The sequence below is a fragment of the Leptospira perolatii genome, assembly GCF_002811875.1.
GTDB lineage: Bacteria > Spirochaetota > Leptospiria > Leptospirales > Leptospiraceae > Leptospira_B > Leptospira_B perolatii.
On record NZ_NPDZ01000001.1, the window covers coordinates 178,286 to 200,378 of the forward strand.

The following is a 22,093-nucleotide window of genomic DNA, read 5'->3' on the forward strand; positions in this document are numbered from 1 at the left end:
AGGATCCGGATAGGATGAAAGAAGAAAGAAAGACCTCGGAAACTGATATTAAGTTGGCGTTAAATATCCGGGGTAAAGGGAATTATAGATTCGATACTGAAATCCCCTTTTTTGAGCATATGCTGTCACACGTAGCAAAGCATGGTCTTCTAGACTTGGATCTTTGGCTTAGAGGAGACATAGAAATAGACTGCCACCATAGTGTGGAAGATACCGCAATTCTTCTAGGCTCGATGATTCATAAACAACTCGGAGACAAATCCGGAATCAGAAGATACGGCCACTCGACGATTCCGATGGATGAGGTACTTACTACGGTCGCCGTCGATTTGGGCGGAAGGTATTACTATAAGTACACCGGCCCTAGTCTAGTCGGAAAATTCGGAATCTATGACGCGGAATTGAGTCTAGAGTTTTTGCAAAAATTGGCTCTGAATGCAAAGATGAATTTGCATGTGGTCGTTCACTATGGAGAAAATAGACATCATATTCACGAGTCGATCTTCAAAGGCCTAGGCAAAGCTCTGAGAATGGCAATCGAGTTTGACCCGGCTGCTCAGGGATCGATTCCTTCCACAAAAGGTGTATTGGAGTGATAGCGGTTCTCGATTATGGAATGGGAAATATCCATTCTTGCTTAAAAGCAATATCATTATATACTAAAGAGTTTTCCTATACAAAGGACCCGGAAGTCATTCGTAAATCGGATGCAATGATTTTGCCCGGGGACGGACATTTTGATAAGGCAATGTGGAATCTCAAAGAATCCGGCTTGAAGGATGTCCTCGATGAGTATATAAAACTAGGAAAGCCGTTATTCGGGATATGCATCGGTTACCAAATCCTTTTCGAGGATTCTGACGAAACAGTCTCCGGTAGCAAGAATACGACAGTACAAGGGCTTGGTTACATTAAAGGAAAGATTCGAAAATTTCGGGGAAAAAACTATAAGGTACCGCATATCGGTTGGAACAAACTAATTCAAAGAAGGCCAAAGGAAAGTATCCTTTTGCAAGGAATTCCGGACCAATCATTCGTATACTTTATCCACTCGTATAGACCCGTCGAAGTGGAAGGAAAGGCGATCACCGGTTTATGCGATTATTATAATGAAAAGTTTCCTGCTGTTATAGAAAAAGGAAACATTTTCGGTACTCAGTTTCACCCTGAAAAATCTCACACCTTCGGGCTTAAAATTCTGGAGAACTTTATTAAATCTGTATGATACTCATTCCAGCCATTGATCTTTTAGATAATTGTGCCGTTCGTTTGTTCAAAGGAAAATACGATGAAAAAACTGTTTATTCAAACGAACCCTGGAAACTTGCAGGAGGCTTTGAGAAAAACGGTGCTACTCTAATTCATTTAGTAGATTTGAACGGTGCAAGGAATCAAATTGGTGTGAATGGAGAATCCATTTCCCGGATCCGAAAAGAAGTAAAATGCAAGATACAACTCGGGGGAGGAATTCGGGATAAGGAGAAATTAGCTTATTACGATTCCATCGGTATCGATAGATTTATTCTTGGAACTGCAGCGGTGAAAGATCCTGAGTTACTAAATTACGCTTTAGAAAAGTACGGAAAAGACCGTGTCGTTGTTGCCGTGGATGCTCGGGACGGGATTGTAAAATTGACCGGTTGGGAAGAGGATTCCGGCTTGAAATATATGGATTTACTCGAACGTCTTTCAAACTCAGGTGTGATAAATATCATTTTTACTGATATCGCGCAAGATGGGACCTTAGCAGGACCGAACCTGAACGCCTACAAAGAAATCCTGACCAAGTACGGTTTTCAAGTCATCGCATCTGGTGGTGTGTCTTCTCTAAAGGATATTATGGCTTTATCAACATTAGGCACGAAAGTTCCGGTGTACGGAGTTATCACAGGCAAGGCCCTTTACGAAGGTAAAATAGATTTGGCCGAAGCGATCACTTCCCTGACAGATTGATTCTCCCTGGATTTGCATTGAGATAAGCCTCCTAGAAACTTCGGTTTTTTCTTTCCTTACATCTTAAGAACGGTAGAAAGGTAATTTCTGAACGGAGCAACGGATGAAAAAATACTTATCCAATTATGTCTTGGCCGGAATTTCTGCCGTCGGACTTTTACTTTCATTATTACTGATACAAAAATACTTCGGAGGGAGTGGCGCAGCTCAAGCTCTTTGTGATGCTTTGAGCGAGTCCGGATCTTGTTCGAAAGTTTCTGAAAGCTCCTATTCTGCGATTCGAAATGTTCCATTCCTCGGAGATCTGCCGGTAGCTCTCTTCGGTTTTATATTTTATGGATTTTTAACATACTTATTTATAACAGCAGAAAAGAATAAGGATACCGAAGCGGATTCGATCCGTTTGAGCTTTTTTCTACTAGCATTCGCTATGCTTGTGGATTTGAGCTTACTGTTAGTTTCGATTTTCTTAATAGAAGCAATCTGCGGTCTTTGCGTTTTTACCTATTTCGTAACCGGTGGGCTTTTACTTATCACGTACTTGCGGATGGATCAAATGGAGGATAGATCCTTTGGCGCAGCCTTCAAAACAGTAAAAGCGCAATTCTCGAATTATCTTATCGTTGTTTTAGTTCTACTTTTTGTTGGTCTGTTGATAGGAAGATTGTCCGGAGATTCACTAGTGGAAGGTGAGCGTTCGGGGGCAGGAAGCATTCAAAAGCAGATTGCGGATTATGAAAATTCTCCAGAATTACAAATCGATCTAAAGGATGTTCCGATCCAGGGAGATCCAAATGCGCCGATTACGATCGTAAAATATGCGGATTTTAATTGTGGGCATTGTATGCATACCTCTCATATTTTGAAGGAAATTCTGAGAGATTACGAAGGGATTGTAAGAGTCGCGTATAAGAATTTCCCCTTAGATGGAAATTGCAATCGACTTATCGAAAGAAAATCTCCGGAGGCAAGCTCCTGCGTTGCAGCAATTGCATCGATTTGCGCGAACCAACAGAAAAAGTTCCCTGCGGTTTATAATGGACTGTATCATGATAACGAAATGGGAGTAATGCATACTCCGGTCACGGTATTAAAGCTGGCGGAAGCATCTGGATTGAATATCGGGTCTTTCAAAGCTTGTATGAATTCTCCCGTCGTGAGAGAACAAATCAATCGAGAAGTTGACGAAGCAGAAAGATTAAGAATTCATAGTACGCCGAGTTTGTTTATTAACAACAGGGCGATTAAGAGTGGAACCCCTAACCCGGAATTCCTCAGACAACTCATAGAAAAACTGATCAAAAAAGTTTAAGGAAATCTAATAGATTTATGCAAGACGGTTCCGAAGAACATAAGAGGCACAAGTCTTGCAGAAACTGCGCTTCTATTATACCTGCGGAATCGGAAAAGTGTGTCTTTTGTGGTTCCTATCAGGTCCCTGGCAGAGTTCCTGTTTACCAATACGCAGCGGAGAGTCGGTTTTTAAGAAAGTTTTTCCTTTTTCCGCTCGCCGTCGTTTTCGCGATCACGATTTTTCTGCTCGAAGCGATTTACGATTTTACTGAACTTGGACTTTCTTGGATCACGATCTTTTCTTTTTTCTTCCTATTGTTTGCAGTCTTCGGTTATATCTCGGAATGGATTTTCTTGCTAAAAGCAAAAGGGGAATCGAAGGACTTCCGACAAGGGTTCTTTGAATGGCAAAAGAAATTATACCAAAAGTCCGCAGTAGTATCTTATGCTGGGATGTTCCTTTTTGTCTGTGTGCCATTGATCGATTGGTCTAATCCGATTCCGTTTTCAGCAGCAGCCTCGATCATTTGGACTTTCCTTTTGCTCTTTTTAATCAAAATACTCTTCCCTTTGTTCTAGGAAAGGACTGAAAAACTTGAAACGAATCGGTCTAGCTGTTATCTCCCTTCTATTTTTTGTATTATTGACCATTGCATTTGTCGTTTACCACACATGGAATTTTCGACCTTTTACCTTATCCCTATTTTACGAGAAAATATTTTGGCAGGATATACTGGATGACCCGGAAACTTTAAGTAGTTTAAGAATTCTGGATGCTTGGGGGGTCAAATCGCATAATTCACGTTGGACGGATGCTTCCCCTGAACACGAGCTTGAGGTACTGGAGAGATACAAGCAGCAACTTGCCACATTAAAAACTTATGATGTATCGAGTCTTCAAAAAGAAGAAAAAGCATATTACAAATCGATTGAATGGAGTATGGAACATGCGGTTTCTGGCCAGGAATTCATTTTTCACAATTATCCTGTAAATCAGCTATTCGGTCTCCAAAATCATATTCCAACGTTTCTTGCGACAGTGCATAGCATTGAGGATAAAAAGGATGCTTCCGCTTATATCGAAAGATTGAGGGCGGTACCTTTCAAAATTGGTCAGTTGCTGAATGGCTTGAAGTTGAGAGAAAATCGAGGAGTTTTTCCACCCGATTTTATTCTAGATAGAGTCATCACGGAAATCCAGCGATTTCGTACCGCAAAAACTGAAGAAAACATAGTCATTAAGAGTTTCTCCGAAAAGCTCTCAAAAGTTGAAGCCATAGATTCTGAGGAAAGAAAAAAGTATCTTAAGGATGCACAAAGGATTCTTGTGCAGGAAATCTATAAGTCCTATGGAGATTTAGAACTTTTTCTTAGAGCTCAGCGAGAAAAATCTGATTCGAAGGCAGGTGTTTGGAAGCTTCCTAACGGAGATGAATATTATAAATATGTGCTAAAGCTTCATACGACTACATCTTTATCTCCGGAAGATGTGTATCAGCTTGGACTATCTGAAGTAGATCGAATCCAAGAAGAAATGAAGTCGATCCTCAAGTCGTTGAAAGTTCCTGGAAACAATTTAGCTTCTGCCCTGAATCAGCTGAGATTGAAAAAGGAATCTCTCTTTCCGGATACCGAGGACGGCAAAGAACTAGCATTAAACGAATACAGAAAAATATTGCAGCAGTCTACTGAGAGTTCAAAAGCACTTTTCCCTGGTTGGCCCAAAGCGAAAGTCGAAGTGCAAAGAATTCCTAAATTTAAGGAAGCTGGAGCTCCAGGTGCTTACTATGAGGAGCCTTCTCTGGATGGAAAAAGACCGGGAGTTTTTTATGCAAATCTAAGAGATACCAAAGAGATTCCGAAATTCGGAATGAGAACACTAACTTATCACGAAACTATACCTGGGCATCATTTGCAGATCGCCTGGGCACAGGAGCTTTCTAGTTCGCCTAAAATACTTCGCACTCATCATTTTACTGCGTACGTGGAAGGCTGGGCACTTTATGCGGAAAAATTAGCGAGCGAATTTCATTTTTATGAAGATCCGTTGTCCGATCTAGGCAGATTGCAAGCGGAATTATTTCGAGCAGTCCGTTTAGTTGTAGATACAGGAATTCACTACAAGCGTTGGAATAGAGAGCAAGCGATCAAATATATGACGGCAAATACCGGCATGGCACCCAAGGATGTAACCGCCGAAGTGGAAAGATACATTGTTTATCCCGGTCAGGCATGTTCTTACAAAATCGGTATGCTTACCCTCTTGAAGTTGCGAACACAATGGGAACAATCGAAGGCGAGCAAATATCAGATCAAAGACTTTCACGGATTTATTTTAAACTTGGGATCACTCCCTTTAGAAATTCTTGAAGAGAGAATGAAAGAGGAAATCGCCATTGATAAGCGAAATTAAGTTTGCTTAATAGAAGAGGCAAGACTCCAAATTTGGAGTTTCATTCTGGTGAATGATTCAAAGTGTTTGATCGGCCTATAGAGTAAGCCTGAGTAATCGCTGAATGTAAATATTCCTTCGCCATTCTTACCGCATCTGCTAGTACAGAAGTTTGAGTCCAATAAGAAGCGATCGCAGAGGAATAAGTACATCCTGTTCCGTGCGGATAAAAGCCGGAGACAAACGGTTTGGAAAATGAAATAGTCGGCTTTCCGATTTCTGCAAGTACATCAATTGCTACTTTGGACTTAGTTAAGTGACCTCCTTTCAATAGTACGTTTCTGCCAAGTAATTGTGCCAAACGGTGCGCGGCTGAATCCATTTCGCTTAATTCAGAAACTTGGATATTTCCTAAAATAAAAGTCTCATCCAAATTAGGAGTGATCAAATCAGCCATCGAAATCAATTTTTCTTTTAAGGCCACTATTGCATCGTCCCTTAGCAGTTTTGCTCCACTTGTAGAAACCATCACAGGATCTACAACAAGTTTGAAAACACTGCCTTTATTCTTGTATTCGATTAAAAGCGAAGAAATGCATTTGATTAGGGATTCAGAATATAGCATTCCGGTTTTTACAACCGCTACCGGAAAATAGTCGAACACGGCTCTGATTTGTTTTTCCAAAAAATCAGGATCTACTTCGAAAATGGCAGTAACAGAATCCGGATTTTGGGCAGTCAGGCAAGTCAAGGCTGAAGTTCCGAATGTTCCGGTAGCTTGAAAAGTTTTTAAGTCTGCTTGGATTCCGGCACCACCGCCTGAATCGGAACCCGCAATAGTCAAAGCTACGGGTTTGGATTTCATTTGAATCACTCCTTTTGTGACAAAAATTGTAGAACTAAGGCCAACCGTATTTTTCAAAGTCTACGGAACCGTTAGAATCAAATTTCACTTTTTCAGCTTCCAGCAGTTTTCTTTGTAAAATCGCCCTCCTTGAGTCTCCTCTAAAGGAGATCAAACCCTGACCATTAATGACTCTTTGCCAGGGAACGGATTGTACTTGCGATTTTTCTAATGCGTTCAAAGCGTAGCCGACCGCCCTTGCAGCGCGAGGAGTCCCGAGTAGAGCTGCAATTCTACCGTAACTCGTTACTTTGCCTATTGGAATCTTTTTTACGACGGCATATACTTTATCGTAAAAACTTTCAGGAGTCGCTTTCTTTTTTGCCGATCGCGCCAAATGAGTTCTTTGGCTCTTAGCCTTTTGCTTCATAGATGGAGTTCGGAATTTGATTCAGGCGGTCTAAGCGGCAGCTCCACTTTAAAAACAGTTCGGCCAGGTTTGGATTCAAAAGAAATTTTGCCTTTATGCTTTTCAATAATACCTTTCACGATACCTAATCCAAGACCTGAGCCTTCGCCTTGGTCCTTCGTAGTAAAAAAAGGATCCCAGACTCTGTCCTTAATTCCATTCGGAATTCCGGGGCCATTATCCATAATCTCTACAATTACTTTGTCTTTTGCAGGATATACAGATATTTCAATCAAACCGCTGCCATGCAGTGCTTGATTTGCATTTTGGATGAGATTGGTCCAAACTTGATTCAATTCGTCTGGATTGCAAATTACATGAGGAATCTGAGAGAATTTTTTACTAACCTCGATTCCATATTTTAACTGGTTATTCATGATGATCAAAGTGTTTTCGATTCCTTCCAAAATATCCGCGCTGGTAAAGGATTTACTCTGATCTAAATGCGAATAGTATTTCAAGGCCTTGACGATTCTAACGATATTCTTAATAGAATATTTAATATTTCGAATATTTCGATTGGTGTTCGAAGCATTCTTCAGCATGTGATACCCTTTCATTTGGCCTTGCAGGATTACTTCGTAAATATACTTTCTCACCTCTAGTACATTATTCTCGATGATAAACGAAGAGACTTCCGATGAAAGCTCAGAGGAAATACCTAGCTTCTCCATCTCTTCTTTTACTTCCTTCTTTACTCGGAACTTGTCTTTAGATTCCATCGGTTCGAATTTTTTCCGCTCACGTAGCACATAAAGGAGAGCCAGCTCGAAGGAATTCCTAAGCTTTTTGTTACGGGCAAATCGCATGATATCGAATATGTTTTTTACGATATAATTCATATTCGATTCCAGATTTTCTGCTGAGCCGTTAATGACACCTGCTGGCGTATTGATTTCGTGGGCTATTCCCGCCACCATCGTACCAAGCGAAGCCATCTTTTCTGCCATAATTAGTTGAGACTGTGCATTTTCCAATTCACGAGTTCGGTTCTTTACCTTCTCTTCCAAAGTTTCCGTTAGCTCTATGAGCCTTTCGTAAAATATGGAGTTGGAAAGAGACATCACCGCGACACGCCGAATTTCATTCAGTCTTTCCAATTCACTGTAGTTATATCTTTCTCTGTTTTTCTTTTCAGAAAGAACCAGCATGCCGAGTAAGCTTTTGTTTAAAATTAGTGGAGCTAGTAATTCGGCATTCGTTTTTGCCGCAAAGGAAAGCGCATGTACTCGAATTGGATTGTATCTCGGGTCGTCGATAAATTCGTCCACGTTGAAGATCCGGTCATGTTCGGCAACCCAAAGTAGGAAGGGATCAAAAATGTAAAACTGATCTTCTCCCGGTTCCGCTGGATGAGGTGAGAAAGTTCCTTGGTCTTCCCTCCAAAGATATATCTTCGCTTTTCTAATATTTGTAATCGCAGGAAGGAAATTTATGATTTTCTCACATACTGTTTGAGTAATGTTCGTAGCGATTAGATCACTCTTGAATTTATCTAGCAGCGAGAGGTATTTTACATATTCCTGCTCTCTGGGAGAAATCCTCGAAAGTATCTTGTTAATATCTGAATGGGAACCACCGGTTCTTGAAAAAAAGATCCAAAGAAAGATTGCAGCCGCGGTCGAAAAAGGTAGGCTCAATAATATGGCATATGTGCGATATTGACCTAGAGAGAAGTAATCCAGGGCAAAAACTACAGCGGATTGAAGTAGTGTAGCTGCCAGAATTAAGCTAAGGATGGGTCCGAATTTGCGTAGGATTTTCATCGGCTGCCCGAAAAACTAGGCATAAGAATGACAAGCGGCTCGAAACACGTAAAGGAGTTTTTTACAATTGCGCGGGTGTTTGGCGCATTCTATGAATTACACTCTAAAGATCACGGGCGAATTCGTGCTGTGTTGAGAGGACGACTTAGAACGGTCGCCGCGGATGAAAGGCACCCTTTTGTGGTCGGAGATAAAGTGATCGCAACCATTTCGGGAGGAGAATGGGCGATCGAAGAGAAATTAGATAGAGAAAATCAGATCCTCAGAAAGAGCAAGGAGGGAGATGCGCAGGTACTATGCGCAAATGTGGATCAAATTGCGGTCCTTGCTTCCGTAAAGGATCCCGAAACCAAAGACGGATTTCTAGATCGCTGTTTGGCGGCAGTATTTGTCTCCGGAGTTCCCGCGCTCATCATTTTTACCAAAACCGATTTACTAGAATCTAAAGAAATCGAAAAGAGAATCCAGGTGTATCGAGACCTTGGATACGATACAATCGCGGTCTCCTGCAAAACCGAGCAGGGAATTGATACTTTGATCGAGAAGTTAGCAAAGAAGACGACCTTCTTAGTCGGAAATTCGGGCGTCGGAAAATCCAGTCTTGTAAACGTCTTATCTAGTAAGGAGCTCCAAAAAACTTCGGAAGTCAGCAGTTCTACTCGAAAAGGCAAGCATACCACCACGAACTCGAATCTTTTGACACTAAACCAAGAAATCCGATTAATTGATTCGCCAGGAATCAAAGAATGGGGTATTTTACATTTAAGAAAGGAACAGATCTTAGAAAGCTTTCCGGAACTGCAATCGGCCAAAAGAAGCTGTTCGGAGCCCGATTGTTGCGATGCAGGTCCCGGGTGCAAGATGCTTAGTTTACTAAATCAAGAAACTGTGATGTCGCTTGAAAGAAAGAAGAGCCTCGAATCTATGCTTGCCAGTTTAGAAAACCCATTTAGAGTCACCCGGAGAGATCATTTAAAAAAATGAAAATTACTCTTAATTCCATTGAATTCTCTTCCATCGAAGACGTGTTATCTTTTACACGAGATTATAATGCAAGCAATATGTTACGTTTCCTGCATCCGATCGAGGATCATAGCGGAAACATCCTAGTAAAAGAAGAAGTTCAAGTAAAAGAATCTGCGCTATTCCGATTGAAGGAAATTAAAGGCCAGTACACTCCGAAATTCAAAGCAAAAATCACAAGAGAGCTCGCGGGTCAGATTCAGACAAAATTAAGTGAAAAGGTAGTTTATCAGCTCAAGCAGACGGATAAGAAATTTCTGAAATTCATGTACGAGCAAACAACCTTTAACTATAAAGGCATTATTCGGAACGCATTAAGTAATCGAAAACATATGCTTTCCCTGTTCAAGGCTTACGAAGAGAATCCTAATTTCTTTCGGCATATTTGCGAGTTAGGATTGTTGGCACTTGGAATCGTGATGATACCGGATACGATTCGGTACAAAATGTTTCGTCGCTATGCTTTTCTTTCCGGGCTATTTATGGATATCGCTCGGATTTCTTCCGATCATTGGAGCAGACCGTTTCCAAGCGATAGCGAAAAGACAAGAATTGCCCAGGCCTGTGCCAATTTTATGCAAAAGCTGGATCTACCAGAGATACTATGCGCGGCAGCATCTAACCATGTGCCTCTTGGGTTGCAAGATAACATGGAATTACCGTCTATGGGTTCCAAAAAGGTGGAACCGGAGGCGATCGACGAGACTTTCTTTTCGGACTTGATAGTAGGCGATGGAGAAAGTGATTCTGTCGAGACCGAAAGCGACGAATCCGGATTTGCAGAAAAATCCGAAGAGCAAATCAGGGATTTACTAACCGAGGCTCTAAAAATTTCCAGATATATTCATACGGTAAGTTCCTTCGCAACGGATAAGGAATATGTAATGGAAGAGCTCGTATACTTTTTGGCTTACAATACAACCAGAGGATATTTCAACGAAGTACTGGCCAGTCCGCTTGTGGATCTTTTCAAACAATTTGAAGAAAACGTAAAACGGATGCGCCGTCTTGCCGAAGTCGAAATGAAATGTCTTAAACCACCTTCTGCATGGACCTATCCAAAGCCTAAAGCAAGCCAGGTACTTTGTAAAAACAAAGTTTGGGATTGCCCGAACATCGTTCCAGGTTGGGATATACATGTAATCTCTTCCCAAGATGCCTTCGGATGGGTAGGCTCTTCGCTTCCCGCTGATCATTATCCGAAGTGTAGATTAGAAGAAGAGCTCGAAGAAATCGGCAAGACTGAGCCGAAAAAAGAGAAGAAGCCCTAGAATTGGGTCCAAAAACTCAGCTGACTTTTTGCCATTTATCCCAAAAATGCGTGAAATTTCTTAACTATTTTGGAAATTTTTTGCATAAAAAGTGCCGAAACCCTTGAGTAAAGTACCTTCAAAATAAAATTTGGAAAAAAATCCTTGTTCGATTGTTTTTTCTAGAGCAAGGTAAATCGTACTAAGCGGGGAAAGTGTTATGTTAAAGAAAGAAATTCGTCTATTTCCTGTTTTGGTCGCTATCGCAATGTTAGTTGCTTGTAGTCCCAAAAACAGTAATGACCAAGTGAAATCAGGTATTCCGGAAGCTCCGGCAAAAATTGTTTGGGTTCTCGGCGATGTAAAAATCGTATCAGCCGATGGAGAAAAAAAAGCTGAGCTTGGCCAGCCAATCACTGCGGCAGACACAATCATTACAGGAAAGAACGGTAGCGCTGAAGTTATTGTTGCAGATACCGGCTTAATTAAAGTTTCTAAAAATAGCGAAGTGGCAGTTTCCGCTATGCTTACTGACGGCTCTTCCGACGTAAAAGTAAACGTAAATTACGGAAAGATCGTCACTATGATCAAGAAAGAGAACAAAAATTCGGACTTCAGAGTGGTTACACCGACTGCACTTGCAGGTGTCCGCGGAACTTCTTTCTTAACTTCTGTGGAAAACCCTTCCGGACACAAACTTAACTGTGCGCAAGAAAGTTGTACTGTAAATTTTGCAGTGATCGAAGGATCGGTTGCAGTAAGTAAACCTGGTGAAGAAGGGGAAGTCATTCTTGGCAAAAACCGCGAATTGACCCTCCGGAAAAATCAGAAATTAACTGATAAACTGGTTCAACCTCTCAGAGAAGAGTCTCTGAAAGAAATGAAGAACCTAATCGTGCTTAAGAAAAACGACGTTCTTGAATATAATAGACTCGTGGACGAGTTAAAAGCATCGAGCGAAGAATTGAGAATTCTAAGCCAATCTTCCAGTATCGAAGAAGCAAGAACTCAGCTCCAAAGACGTGAAACTAGCAAAAGTGCTGACGAAGTAGCTCAGACTGCTAAGGAAGTAAATGAAACTAAATACGTTCAGCAGGATATTCAAAAAGAAAAACTGAAACTGAACGCGAAAGAAACGTTTTAACAAACTAGAATTTCTACTCCAAGAATCTTCTCTGACCTACTGAGGAGATTCGATTTTCCCCCAGCCTCATTCTCGATACAGTAGAATGGGGCTTTTCTTCTTTTTTGCCTATTAAATGCATCGCAATCTAAAGCCTGATTGAATTAGATTTCTGATAAAAGGTTTGCTTAAAACCATGGGTGGGAAATTTTTTTACGTCATGGAAACATGGTTTTCTTACCGTAAAAGGATTCTTCTTTCGATAGCAATCGCACTATTCAATTGCTCCAGTGTGGAGAAAGTGAATGTACCTCCTAAAGTATTTCAGGAGCCGTATTACAAGCCTTTGGCGGAATCTTCCTCCGATTTCATATTCAGAGAATCCGAATCCGATTATAAAATTCGCAAGGACGGACATTCTCTGCCGGTCCTAGCCTTTTCCCCCGTGCATTATCCAAAATCGGTAGATGGAAAACTAGCTACTTACTTTGAGCAGGAGCTTGGTCTAGTTTGGAACCTGGCAAAATTCACAAGAGTTAAGATTCAAAAATCCGCTTGGGAAAATCCTGAAATTTTGCAGGCCGAATGTAAGAAATCCGGGGTGGATGCGATTGCGAATTTAAAAGTCAGCGATGCAGAAAACGGTTGGGACTTTAAGTACGAACTTGTGGATCCAATTGATGGAACTGTTTTTGGTGAGTTTGATACATCCTTTAAGAAAGTTTCTCCAGGACAAAACGGCGGAGGAGCTTGGAGCCAAGTTTTCTTTTGGAAAACTCCAGAAAGCATTATCTCTTTAGATCAGAAAAGCGCAATAGTTCCTATTTGGGATAAGAAATTGGAGCTAACAAAGATTAGTCAAGCGCTGGATCTTTCGATCAGTGGTTCAGTAACCATTCGCTCTTCTTCCTCTGAGACGGATGTAATTTGGAAAAATAAAAAATTAGGTCATACTCCGATTACCGATTTGCAAGTTCCGGAAGGTGTTCAAGAATTTCAACTTTCCTTAAAGGGGAAAAAACCGGTAACTAAAAAGATACAAGTAAGAAGCGGTAAGAAAATTTCTCTCTACCAAGAATGGGAAGACGACAAGACTCTTGGCTCTGCTAAAATTGTGAGTAGTCCCGAAGGTCTTGCTGTTTCACTCGATGGATTCAAACAGGGGGAAACACCTTTCTTTCGAAGCAACCTCACTCCCGGAGTCTATCAGATTGAACTCATTAAAGAAAATGTAGACAAGGCACTTGTATATTTTGAGGGGAATCTAGAAGTACAACCGGATAAGATTTCGGAAATAGCACTTCCATATTCTTCTTCGGGTTTATTGGGAGATCTAGAGTTTTGGAAAGCTTCCGGAGATGGTGGATTTTCTTCGCACAGTTCCACCGAAGTTGACTTTAGAAAAACGAAGAATTTATCACCTGGTTGGAACGGAGTTTATTCCTTACCATTGGTTGCTGATGAATTGGAGGCAACTGGCATCTTCTCATCACCAATAGAATTTGGGTCTGGCGTAGTGGCATTCTCGTTTCATTGTCAGGGACTGACGATCGGAGTTGAAGCCAATAAGGATCATGTGAACGTATTTAAATTTCCTTCCGATGGCAAATCAATCGGAACGTTTAAATACAAAACAGAGGACAAAGAATACGGAAGGCCGTTTTCTTTTAGGACGAATAGCAAGGATAAGAAACTGGAAGTTTATCTGGGACAAAATCGAATTTGGGAAGGTCCGATTCCGTTTCAAGGTAACTGGACCCTATCGATTTTGACTCGTGGAGATGATTTCCACGAAGCACTTCCATTAAAGGATTTGAAAATCCATTATAGAGGCTACAAATGAATCTCATTCATAAAAAAGTAATAGGTATTTCTTATCTCATCACAGTCTTCTCCGTTTTTGGATTTCTGTCTGCATGCGTCTCACGGGACTTTAGAGAATCTAAATCGCAGGATGCGATTCTAGAAAAGGATATCATTGCGCGTCAAAAACTGAAGCTGGTTTCCAGATTGATAAACGAAGGAAACTCTGCATTCCAAAAACATAAATTTGAAATCTCATTAGAAAAAGGCAATAGAGCGGTCGCTATTTATCCAACTGCTGAAGGTTATTATCTGATTGGGTCTTCGCAGTTTAAATTGGGAAAAACGGATGATGCGATAACTGCCTTAAGAAAAGGTACGGAGGCTGATCCCGAGAACGAACAAATATTGTTAACACTGGGCGTGCTTTACGCTTCTCAAGGAAGCAACTCCGAGGCGTTAGAAGTCTATTCCAAATTGGAAAAGCTGCCCAAAATAGACACTACTGTTTATACTTTCAAGAAAGCTGTTCTACTCAAGACCTTGGGAAAATACGAGGAAGCTTTTGATTCTCTCAAATCAATTCCCGAGGATAAGTTTAAATTTCCGGCACAACTTTATATGCAGCTGGGAGATACAGCTGTACAACTTAAAAAATATGAGGATGCCGAAAAGTATTTCGAAAAAGCGAGAGCTGCAGATCCTGAGTTATCTTCTGCAAAACACTCCGCTTCAGCAACTAGAGTGGCCTCTTTGCTGGAAAAAGGGAACAGCGCGCTTCGTGCAAAGAACTATAGAGAAGCAATTTCTAATTTTACTTCAGCTACGCAAATCGATCCGCAAAACCCTACTCCTTGGGTATTCCTTGGAAATGCAAAAATTTTAGGAGGAGATGCGGATGGAGCCGTAAAAGCTTTCGAATCTTCCCTGAAGATAAAGGGCGATTACTGGGAAGCTTATTCTGGATTAGCCGCAGCATATAACAAAGGTGGGAACTATCCTAAGGCGATTTCTGTATTAGAAAAATCGATTCCATTATTTCCAAAAAATAGCGCGCTGTTCAACCAGATCGGTTTGAATCAGAAAATTTTAGGAGAAAATCAAAAGGCTATCGTATCCTTTACAAGAGCAAAAGAGCTGGATCCAAATTTCAAGGAACCGGTTCTGAATCTGGCATATCTTTTAGCTTCCGAGAATCGATTTAAGACAGCTAGAAAGGAATTAGATTCCTTGAAAGAAGATGCGGAGGTAAAAAAAGCAAAATCGTTTTTAGAATCCGCAGAGATGATCCATGAAGGAGACGTTTTCCTTAGAAAGGGAAACACGAAAGCAGCCAAACCTTTTTATGATAAGGCGAAGGCAAAGGATCCAGATGATCCGGGAGTTTATACTGCGTTTGGTAGGATGTACCAAATTTCGGGAGAGATCAAATCATCCGAACAGAACTTCTTAAAAGCTTTAAGCATCCAAAAAGGAAATATTCCTGCGCTGCAAGGATTGATCCGTCTATATTCGGGTCAGAAAAATCATTCTAAAGTAGCCCAATATACGAAGGAATTGGAAAGTCTCACAGGTAACGACCCCACTTCCGGAATTGTACTCGGTAGAACATATGAAGACAGAAAAGAGTACGAAAAGGCCGAGGGTTTGTACAAGGGCCTGTTAAAAAAATTCCCCAACCATGACGCTGTTTTGTTTCGCCTGGCTTCCTTATATTACAAAATCGCGCTGGACGAAAACGAGAAGGCTCGTTATGACCTAGCCTCTTCTTGGCTCCAAAAGGCGGACAAGCTTACAAAGGATCTTCCTGAAATCGCTGAAGCGAAACAGATTGTAGAGCAGAACAAAAAATTCGCCGAAGTAATCCCACTGATCCAAAAAGCGAATCGTCTATTCGATTCTAAATCGTATGAAAGGGCGCTTCCGCTTTACCAAAGTGCTTATGAAAAGACCAAAAAGCTTACCCTTTATATTAAAATTGCTGAATGTCATTTGGCAATGGGAAATGAGGAGAAGGGGATCTCTCTTCTAGAGAACTTCCCGGAGAGCTCCAAGAATCTTGTCGCTCAAGAAGCAATTAACGCTTTCTTGTTGAGGAAAGGGGAAATAGACAACGCCGAAAAAGGATTTAAGAGGATCTTGGACAAAAAACCAGATTCTTATTATAGTCATTACCAACTTGGAATCATCCATTTGCAGAGAAAAAAATATTCGAATGCAATCGATTCGTTTCATCGTGCATGGCTTTTGAATCCGGAGTTTACTGCTGCTAGGATTGGAAAGGGAATCGCACTCTATAATGACGGAAACCCTAAGTTAGCTAGAGAAGAATTTGAAAGCGCTATGCATCAAGATACGGAGAACGAATTGGCTCCGTACAATATTGGGATCGTTCTGTTCAATGACAATCTTTTGGATCAGGCCGTAGTAGTTTTTGAAGATATCATCAAACGAAATCCTGAATTCCCGGATGCTTATTTCCAAATTTCTTATATACATTTTAAACGAGGAGATCTAGAGGCTGCGGATGCCGCTATCGTTAAAGCCTTGAACCTGGAAAGGAGCGAAAAGTTTATACACGCTAGAATTCGAATTTTGGCAGAACTAAGGTTAAAGCACCCTGGAGTTCCTGAATATAAAAGACTTTCATTAGAATTAGGAAGGGAACTTGCCGAAAAGTTTCCAAATTCACCGTACTCATCTCAAGCGGAGCGTCTGGTGCTAATGGACGATGATACGCCAGTAATTGTGCAACCTTTTCCTAATCGTGGAGAAATGATTGGAGTTCCGATCATCATCAATGATCTGTTGCTGATCAACTATGGAACTGCCATAGAAGCATTAGATAAACATAAAGCGACTAGAGTCTGGAGGATTTCTTCCTCCAAACCTCTGCGCTCTGTTGTCGCGGACAAAAGAGTGTACGCTTTTACAGACAAATCTTTAGAATCTCATGATTTGAATTCGGGTCAACTTTTTGATTCTATTCAGTTAAACGGCCAATTCAAGAAAGCAGCAGTCTCAGGAGATAGAATTCTTGTAGAGACTGAATCTTCCGGAAAAAGAAGTCTGACCAGTTATTCGGATACGCTCGAAGATTCAAAAAGTATTCCTTACACTTACAAATCGTGGAGTGCGTCGAAGAAAGGTCAGGTTTTCCTAATTAGCCACTCCTCAAAAGAGCCAAAAATTCTAGTGGTAAATGCGGATTTTTCCGAAAGTCCGGATAACGCTTGGACAGGTAAGTCGAGCGAAGATCCAAAACTTCTCGGGTCTACGGAAGAAGGTGCGTTTTTCAGAAACGGGGGTGAAATTCTCTATATCTCGGCTTCCGGAAGCGTTACCAAATCTAAACCGAAGGAAGAAGAGATCAGTCTTTTTTCTGTTAGAGGCAATTCACTTTGGTTCGCTGGGAAAGATAAGATCTTAAGTTTGGAAGCCGGATCTTCTGGCGCTTCTAGCATCGTCGTAGAAAGCAAATCCATCGAAGGATTACTACCAGGCAAACAAGGAGATTGCATTGTCTTGTTCAAAGATAAGACGGCGATTCACTATGCCAAAGATGGTAAAGTAGTGTGGAAGTACACTCTCTCCGATGAAAACGCAGCTGTCTATTCTCTGCTATATCGCTGAGCTCTCTGCCTTTTTTCTCAGAAGGTAATAGATTCTAGAACCGGAAGCTTGTTTTACTCGCTCGAAATGAGAGATCGGGAAGTTGGATCGATGCAGTTCGTATTCGCCCCCGATCGGTTCAAAGCGCTTATCATTTCTGAATAAATGGATCACTCTTCGGGCGTACGGTCCGTAATCAGTAGCGAATCGAAATCTACCCTGTGGTGTAAGTAGATATAAGATAGACTCTAGAAATCTTGAATTTACCGTTCTATGCTTGTGATGTCTTTTTTTGGGCCATGGATCCGGGAAGTTGAGTAGAATTTCATCAAAGATCTCTTTTTCAAAAATATCTTCTAAAAACCAATTAAAATTTACCGAAAGTATCCTTACGTTATTCAGCCCTTTCTTTTCCAAATTTCGAATAGTCTTTCTCATCCTATCGAATTTCTTTTCCATCAGGATAAAACCTGTGCTCGGGTTTTCTCTGGCTAACTCTATTGCTACTTCTCCCCAACCAGAGCCTAATTCGAGGTAATATGTCCCGAATTCAGCATCAAATAGATCCGTTTTTTTTAATTTACAGTCCTGCTTTATCCGAAGGAAATAATTGGAGTCAAAAGGTATTCCCCCAGCAATAGACCATTGTTTTTGTCGAAAATCCTCTTCCATGGCCGTTTGTTAGAAAATACCAAATCCCTTAATTGTCTAAAATAGTACAGTGAAAATAAAATTATACGGCGTCAGAGGATCTCTTCCAACTCCCTTGCCAGGGCTTGAATACAGAAATAAACTAGAAAAAGTTCTACTCGCAGCAAGTGAAGAGTTTAAAAAGCACAACGGGAATTTTTCTGTATCTAAGTTTATCAGCGAATTAGATCCCAATTTGAGTAGTCCAGTGGGCGGTAACACTACTTGCGTGTATGTAGAGTCAGACGCTGGCGATCGTTATGTAATCGATTGTGGTTCTGGAATGAGGTTATTGGGTAACGATTTATTGGACCAAGGAATTGCAAAAAATGGGACAGTGAATGTATTAGTCACTCATACGCACTGGGACCATATCCAAGGATGGCCGTTTTTCAAACCGGGCTATATCCCGACGGTAAAAATTGAATTCTATTCTACGATCCAAAATCTAAAGGAAAGATTTGAAAGACAGCAACATCCGGAGAATTTCCCGATTACTCTGGATTCAATGGCGTCTCAAAAAACCTTTCATGTTCTTGAGAGAGATAAGACTGTCCAAATTGGCAGTTTGAAGGTGACTCCATTTCTTTTAAGACATCCAGGCAATTGCACAGGCTACAGATTTGAAGAGAACGGAAAGAGCTTCTTATTCTGCACGGATGTTGAAGTGCAGGAAGAGGATCTGGAAGAAATCAAAGAATTGCGAGCAAGATTCGGCAAGACCGATCTCCTTGTTATCGATGCACAATATAGCAGCGAAGAAGCACCCAAGAAAGTTGGTTGGGGGCATACATCTGGCAAAAATGCAGTTAGATGCGGCGAAATCTTCGAAGTAGAATTGCTCGTTCTTACTCACCATGAGCCTGATCACGCAGATGAGGAAATTTCTAAAATCTTCCAAAAAGAAAAGCAAAACGCGCGTTTGCCGAAGATTCACCTAGCAAGAGAATTAGATACGTTCCAACTATAGAATCTGTTTTTATCTAGGTTGCACTTTAAGGTTGAATTATCTTAAAAATCTTTATCGAATCGAAATTCAATATTAGGTTTTCATTTTTTTAGAAAATTCGTTTTCATTCTTTCACTGCGGGTGTAAACTCACCGGGCTATGCAAAAGCAAGAAATCGGGGAACATGACTCCGAAAGTCGACCCGAGCTCCTTTCTGATAAAAGATTTTATAAAAGATTTAGGAAGGATAATCCGGTGCGTTTCTTCGGACAGAGTGAGTGGAGAGAAGGAGTATTGTTGGATATATCGATGATGGGGGCTTCCGTACTTTCGGATGAAGAATGGAGCCTCGGTGAAAAAATCAGAATTATGTCACCAATGTTCCAATGTGAGCTGCTAGGCGAAGTGATTCGAATGAACCAGGTGGATGAAGGCAAGCGTTATGCATTGATCTTTCATGACATGACGGATGCTGCGATTCTGGAGATCTTGAATAAGATAGCTACTTGCAGATAAAAAATTTCCTATCATTTGTATAATTTTTTCCGCTGAGCTAAACTGAGCAGATACGTCGCCGACACTATAATTAGGATGAACGTAGGAGCTCCACATAACGCGTCTTTGGATATGTACAGAGATAGGTCTGTACATTACATAGGCCATGGGCAGCTTGAAAGCTCTACTGAATCAAGTTCTATTTTACATGTTATTTCCCACGAACTAGGACATGTGGCCGAATTCAAAAACGAGGCCGCAAGAGATAATGCAGACGTTAGATCGATAGATGTTTCCATTCATTACGAAATGAGAAATGGAAAACTAGTCGCTGTTTCAGGAGAAACTAAGGCAGTTACTGTCAAAAAAGAAAATCAAACCAAGCAAACAGATTTAGAAAAAAATGATGCTCCTAGCTCCGCTCAAAGGGAAAGGGTGGAATCCAATTCAGCTTCTGTGAACAAACAAAACCGCTCAAATACATTATCCGAAAAAGAATGGGAAATACTCTCCGAGCTCCGCAGGTTGGACCTAGAACTGAATCATATTTATAAAGCTTCCAAGACGGATGACTCTGAAAACTCCGCGGATGAAGATTTTCATAAGCAAGCTCTATTGATTGAGAAAAAACGGAAATTGGAAATGGAGCTTAGTCAGGAAAAGTTAAAACTTCTGATGAAAGAAACCTTAGAGTCTTTAAAAAAACTTTCGGAAAAGCAGCTGAAGATCGCAGACCTTATGCATTCTCCTGAAGACCTGCACACTGTAGGCAATTTGATCGAAGCTTTCGCTTAATATTATCCTTGCGCTTCCTCTGGCATCGGCGGTTCTTCTTCTACCACAGGTATGATCAGGGTTTTCATCATCACTTCGATAATCTTACGTAGTTCGGTTAATCCTTTGCCCGATTTCGGAGAGACAAATACCACATCGAGCATAGGATAGAGCTGTTGGATATTTTTCATTTTCTTGCGTAACTTAGATAGCTCGCTTTGATTCAGTTTATCTATCTTAGTTCTTACTAGAACCGGTTTTATCCCTTTTTCAAAACAAGTGCCGATCAGTTCCAACTCTTCTTCTGGAAGCTCTCTCTGGGCATCTGACAATAGAAACAAACACTTCAAATCCTTGGCGCTATTCAGATAATCCATAAGGAGTTGCATCATCTGCTCATGCTCTTTATGGGAGATCTGAGAAAATCCGAATCCAGGTAGATCTACTAAATATAAGGATTTAGATACTAAGAAAAAGTTTAGGAGCTTTGTTTTGCCGGGTACCGAAGAAACCTTTGCTAAGGATTTTCTTTCTACGATTGCATTTAATAAACTTGATTTACCGGAATTGGATCTACCTGCGAAAGCTAAATGTGGAATACCACGGGATGGCACTTTGACAGCTTCCGCATAAGAAGAAACAAAGCGAACTTCACGAAAGAATGGATCGGGTTTCTTTTCTTGGACCTCTTCCAACATTCTCCCTCCCTGCTTAACCGGGTACTCGGAAATCATCAGAGCAGATATCTTCTGCTCGTGCATCCCACATTCGAAGGCAAACCAAAACAGTTTTCGTTCCCCGTTTTAGAATGGGTAGCATTTTTCGGATCGGGACTGGAATCTCCCTCTCTCTAAGGAGCTCTGTAACTTCCCTATGGATTCCGCCAACAAAGATTTTATCTCCTTCCTGGATTGTAGCGGTCGTACAACCCGAGGGAATTCTCTTTGTTTTTCCATTCCATTTCAAAAATCCTCTAACTTGGTCAAATTCAGACTCTTTGAAAAAAAGTCCGTATTTTGGAAGAATGTATAGATCGGAAGACACACTTTTCCAAAACCAGGATTCTTTGTTTTCGAGCGAAAAGGCGGAGCGGGAATCAATTTTTGCGATTAGATCTTTTAGAAAATTTGTACTTATCGGATGTAATCCGAGACTTTTTAAATGAGTATCTATGATATATTTACAAATCGAACTGGATTCGGATTCCAATACTTGTCTCGATATTCTGCGAATCTGTTCCTCTCCGGTCTTATGCTGTTCGTTTAATGCTCGATGTGAAGTTCTAGGGGATTCGAGTTCATGAAAATTCCTATAAATTTTTTCCGGATTTGCGCCTTCTTCTAATAAGATAGGAAGCACCTTTTTCCGAAGTCGATTTCTGAGGTAATCTTCTGAATCGTTCGATTCATCTTCAAAAATTTCCCAGTCAGAATTTTGCAATAGTGCAAGGCGGATAGGATTTGGTACTAAAACAAGAGGTCGAAAGCGATTGTTTTCAAAGGGGCCCAAGGTCTTTAAAGAGTTCAACCCAGCACCTCTGATTAACTGAACTAAAAGCGTCTCAAGATAATCTTCTTGGTGATGTCCGGTAACGATATATCCTTTGAATTTAGAAGCTAACTTGTCTAAATCTTTATAACGAAGAATTCTTCCTGAT

The 22,093-nt window shown here is 40.9% G+C and carries 19 protein-coding genes and 1 pseudogene; 14 read left to right on the top strand and 6 right to left on the bottom strand.

What is annotated here, in order from left to right; translation table 11 throughout:
• Positions 1-14 precede the first annotated feature (14 nt).
• The 6 genes from hisB to CH373_RS00875 all read left to right on the top strand — a co-directional run bounded on the left by hisB (position 15) and on the right by CH373_RS00875 (position 5,659).
• Entirely contained in the window at positions 15-596 is a 582-nt protein-coding gene (hisB, locus tag CH373_RS00850) for an imidazoleglycerol-phosphate dehydratase HisB (RefSeq protein ID WP_100712042.1), read from the top strand.
• Positions 593-1,225, top strand: a complete 633-nt coding sequence (gene hisH, locus CH373_RS00855) for an imidazole glycerol phosphate synthase subunit HisH (protein WP_100712043.1) — start codon at positions 593-595, stop codon at positions 1,223-1,225. The genes hisB and hisH overlap by 4 nt, the downstream gene beginning before the upstream one ends.
• Positions 1,222-1,953: a 1-(5-phosphoribosyl)-5-[(5-phosphoribosylamino)methylideneamino]imidazole-4-carboxamide isomerase gene (gene hisA, locus CH373_RS00860; RefSeq protein WP_100712044.1), complete on the top strand. Its 732-nt coding sequence runs from the start codon at positions 1,222-1,224 to the stop codon at positions 1,951-1,953. Before hisH ends, hisA begins: the two co-directional genes overlap by 4 nt.
• Before the next feature lie 103 nt (positions 1,954-2,056).
• Complete coding sequence (locus CH373_RS00865; protein ID WP_100712045.1) at positions 2,057-3,265, top strand: vitamin K epoxide reductase/DsbA family protein; 1,209 nt, start codon at positions 2,057-2,059, stop codon at positions 3,263-3,265.
• A 17-nt stretch (positions 3,266-3,282) separates the two neighbouring features.
• The gene (locus CH373_RS00870) at positions 3,283-3,825 is read left to right on the top strand and encodes a hypothetical protein (protein ID WP_100712046.1); all 543 of its coding nucleotides are present in this window, start codon (positions 3,283-3,285) and stop codon (positions 3,823-3,825) included.
• 16 nt (positions 3,826-3,841) lie between these two features.
• On the top strand, positions 3,842-5,659 hold the full coding sequence (locus tag CH373_RS00875) for a DUF885 domain-containing protein (RefSeq protein WP_100712047.1): 1,818 nt from the start codon (positions 3,842-3,844) through the stop codon (positions 5,657-5,659).
• A gap of 40 nt (positions 5,660-5,699) precedes the next feature.
• On the opposite strand, the gene thiD is transcribed toward CH373_RS00875, so the two are convergent.
• The 3 genes and pseudogenes from thiD to CH373_RS00890 all read right to left on the bottom strand — a co-directional run bounded on the left by thiD (position 5,700) and on the right by CH373_RS00890 (position 8,717).
• Entirely contained in the window at positions 5,700-6,509 is an 810-nt protein-coding gene (gene thiD, locus CH373_RS00880; protein ID WP_207761429.1) for a bifunctional hydroxymethylpyrimidine kinase/phosphomethylpyrimidine kinase, read from the bottom strand.
• 31 nt (positions 6,510-6,540) lie between these two features.
• Positions 6,541-6,912 (bottom strand): annotated as a pseudogene (locus CH373_RS00885) (MGMT family protein); the annotation flags it as partial.
• Entirely contained in the window at positions 6,909-8,717 is a 1,809-nt protein-coding gene (locus CH373_RS00890) for a sensor histidine kinase (RefSeq protein WP_100712050.1), read from the bottom strand. The pseudogene CH373_RS00885 and the gene CH373_RS00890, both read right to left, overlap by 4 nt.
• A 27-nt stretch (positions 8,718-8,744) precedes the next feature.
• Between CH373_RS00890 and rsgA the strand changes: the two genes are divergently transcribed.
• The 5 genes from rsgA to CH373_RS00915 all read left to right on the top strand — a co-directional run bounded on the left by rsgA (position 8,745) and on the right by CH373_RS00915 (position 17,549).
• Positions 8,745-9,701 carry a ribosome small subunit-dependent GTPase A gene (rsgA, locus tag CH373_RS00895; RefSeq protein WP_100712051.1) on the top strand — a complete coding sequence of 319 codons (957 nt, stop codon included), beginning with the start codon at positions 8,745-8,747 and terminating at the stop codon, positions 9,699-9,701.
• Complete coding sequence (locus CH373_RS00900; protein WP_100712052.1) at positions 9,698-11,011, top strand: hypothetical protein; 1,314 nt, start codon at positions 9,698-9,700, stop codon at positions 11,009-11,011. Before rsgA ends, CH373_RS00900 begins: the two co-directional genes overlap by 4 nt.
• A 199-nt stretch (positions 11,012-11,210) precedes the next feature.
• On the top strand, positions 11,211-12,134 hold the full coding sequence (locus CH373_RS00905; protein WP_100712053.1) for a FecR family protein: 924 nt from the start codon (positions 11,211-11,213) through the stop codon (positions 12,132-12,134).
• 199 nt (positions 12,135-12,333) lie between these two features.
• Positions 12,334-13,956 (top strand): LIC10124 family lipoprotein, encoded by a 1,623-nt coding sequence (locus CH373_RS00910; protein ID WP_100712054.1) that lies wholly within the window; start codon positions 12,334-12,336, stop codon positions 13,954-13,956.
• Positions 13,953-17,549: a tetratricopeptide repeat protein gene (locus CH373_RS00915; RefSeq protein WP_100712055.1), complete on the top strand. Its 3,597-nt coding sequence runs from the start codon at positions 13,953-13,955 to the stop codon at positions 17,547-17,549. The genes CH373_RS00910 and CH373_RS00915 overlap by 4 nt, the downstream gene beginning before the upstream one ends.
• Here CH373_RS00915 and trmB read toward each other — a convergent pair.
• On the bottom strand, positions 17,538-18,200 hold the full coding sequence (gene trmB / locus CH373_RS00920; protein ID WP_100712056.1) for a tRNA (guanine(46)-N(7))-methyltransferase TrmB: 663 nt from the start codon (positions 18,198-18,200) through the stop codon (positions 17,538-17,540). The genes CH373_RS00915 and trmB overlap by 12 nt on opposite strands.
• Positions 18,201-18,249: 49 nt before the next feature.
• Between trmB and CH373_RS00925 the strand changes: the two genes are divergently transcribed.
• The 3 genes from CH373_RS00925 to CH373_RS00935 all read left to right on the top strand — a co-directional run bounded on the left by CH373_RS00925 (position 18,250) and on the right by CH373_RS00935 (position 20,457).
• Complete coding sequence (locus CH373_RS00925; protein ID WP_100712057.1) at positions 18,250-19,188, top strand: MBL fold metallo-hydrolase; 939 nt, start codon at positions 18,250-18,252, stop codon at positions 19,186-19,188.
• Between the two features lie 138 nt (positions 19,189-19,326).
• Entirely contained in the window at positions 19,327-19,683 is a 357-nt protein-coding gene (locus tag CH373_RS00930) for a PilZ domain-containing protein (RefSeq protein WP_100712058.1), read from the top strand.
• A gap of 75 nt (positions 19,684-19,758) precedes the next feature.
• Positions 19,759-20,457, top strand: coding sequence for a hypothetical protein (locus CH373_RS00935; RefSeq protein ID WP_100712059.1), 699 nt, complete (start codon positions 19,759-19,761; stop codon positions 20,455-20,457).
• A gap of 2 nt (positions 20,458-20,459) precedes the next feature.
• Here CH373_RS00935 and yihA read toward each other — a convergent pair whose 3' ends face one another.
• Positions 20,460-21,134 (bottom strand): ribosome biogenesis GTP-binding protein YihA/YsxC, encoded by a 675-nt coding sequence (gene yihA, locus CH373_RS00940; protein ID WP_423789749.1) that lies wholly within the window; start codon positions 21,132-21,134, stop codon positions 20,460-20,462.
• Positions 21,135-21,147: 13 nt separating this feature from the next.
• Positions 21,148-22,083, bottom strand: a complete 936-nt coding sequence (locus CH373_RS00945) for a PP-loop family protein (RefSeq protein ID WP_100712060.1) — start codon at positions 22,081-22,083, stop codon at positions 21,148-21,150.
• Positions 22,084-22,093 lie beyond the last annotated feature (10 nt).

Bases quoted from the DNA above. Each gene is read 5' to 3' on its own strand.
- hisB (WP_100712042.1), top strand. From the start codon at position 15: ATGAAAGAAGAAAGAAAGACCTCGGAAACTGATATTAAGTTGGCGTTA.
- hisA (WP_100712044.1), top strand. From the start codon at position 1,222: ATGATACTCATTCCAGCCATTGATCTTTTAGATAATTGTGCCGTTCGT.
- CH373_RS00865 (WP_100712045.1), top strand. From the start codon at position 2,057: ATGAAAAAATACTTATCCAATTATGTCTTGGCCGGAATTTCTGCCGTC.
- CH373_RS00870 (WP_100712046.1), top strand. From the start codon at position 3,283: ATGCAAGACGGTTCCGAAGAACATAAGAGGCACAAGTCTTGCAGAAAC.
- CH373_RS00890 (WP_100712050.1), bottom strand. From the start codon at position 8,717: ATGAAAATCCTACGCAAATTCGGACCCATCCTTAGCTTAATTCTGGCA.
- rsgA (WP_100712051.1), top strand. From the start codon at position 8,745: ATGACAAGCGGCTCGAAACACGTAAAGGAGTTTTTTACAATTGCGCGG.
- CH373_RS00900 (WP_100712052.1), top strand. From the start codon at position 9,698: ATGAAAATTACTCTTAATTCCATTGAATTCTCTTCCATCGAAGACGTG.
- CH373_RS00905 (WP_100712053.1), top strand. From the start codon at position 11,211: ATGTTAAAGAAAGAAATTCGTCTATTTCCTGTTTTGGTCGCTATCGCA.
- CH373_RS00910 (WP_100712054.1), top strand. From the start codon at position 12,334: ATGGAAACATGGTTTTCTTACCGTAAAAGGATTCTTCTTTCGATAGCA.
- CH373_RS00915 (WP_100712055.1), top strand. From the start codon at position 13,953: ATGAATCTCATTCATAAAAAAGTAATAGGTATTTCTTATCTCATCACA.
- trmB (WP_100712056.1), bottom strand. From the start codon at position 18,200: ATGGAAGAGGATTTTCGACAAAAACAATGGTCTATTGCTGGGGGAATA.
- CH373_RS00930 (WP_100712058.1), top strand. From the start codon at position 19,327: ATGCAAAAGCAAGAAATCGGGGAACATGACTCCGAAAGTCGACCCGAG.
- CH373_RS00935 (WP_100712059.1), top strand. From the start codon at position 19,759: ATGAACGTAGGAGCTCCACATAACGCGTCTTTGGATATGTACAGAGAT.
- yihA (WP_423789749.1), bottom strand. From the start codon at position 21,134: ATGTTGGAAGAGGTCCAAGAAAAGAAACCCGATCCATTCTTTCGTGAA.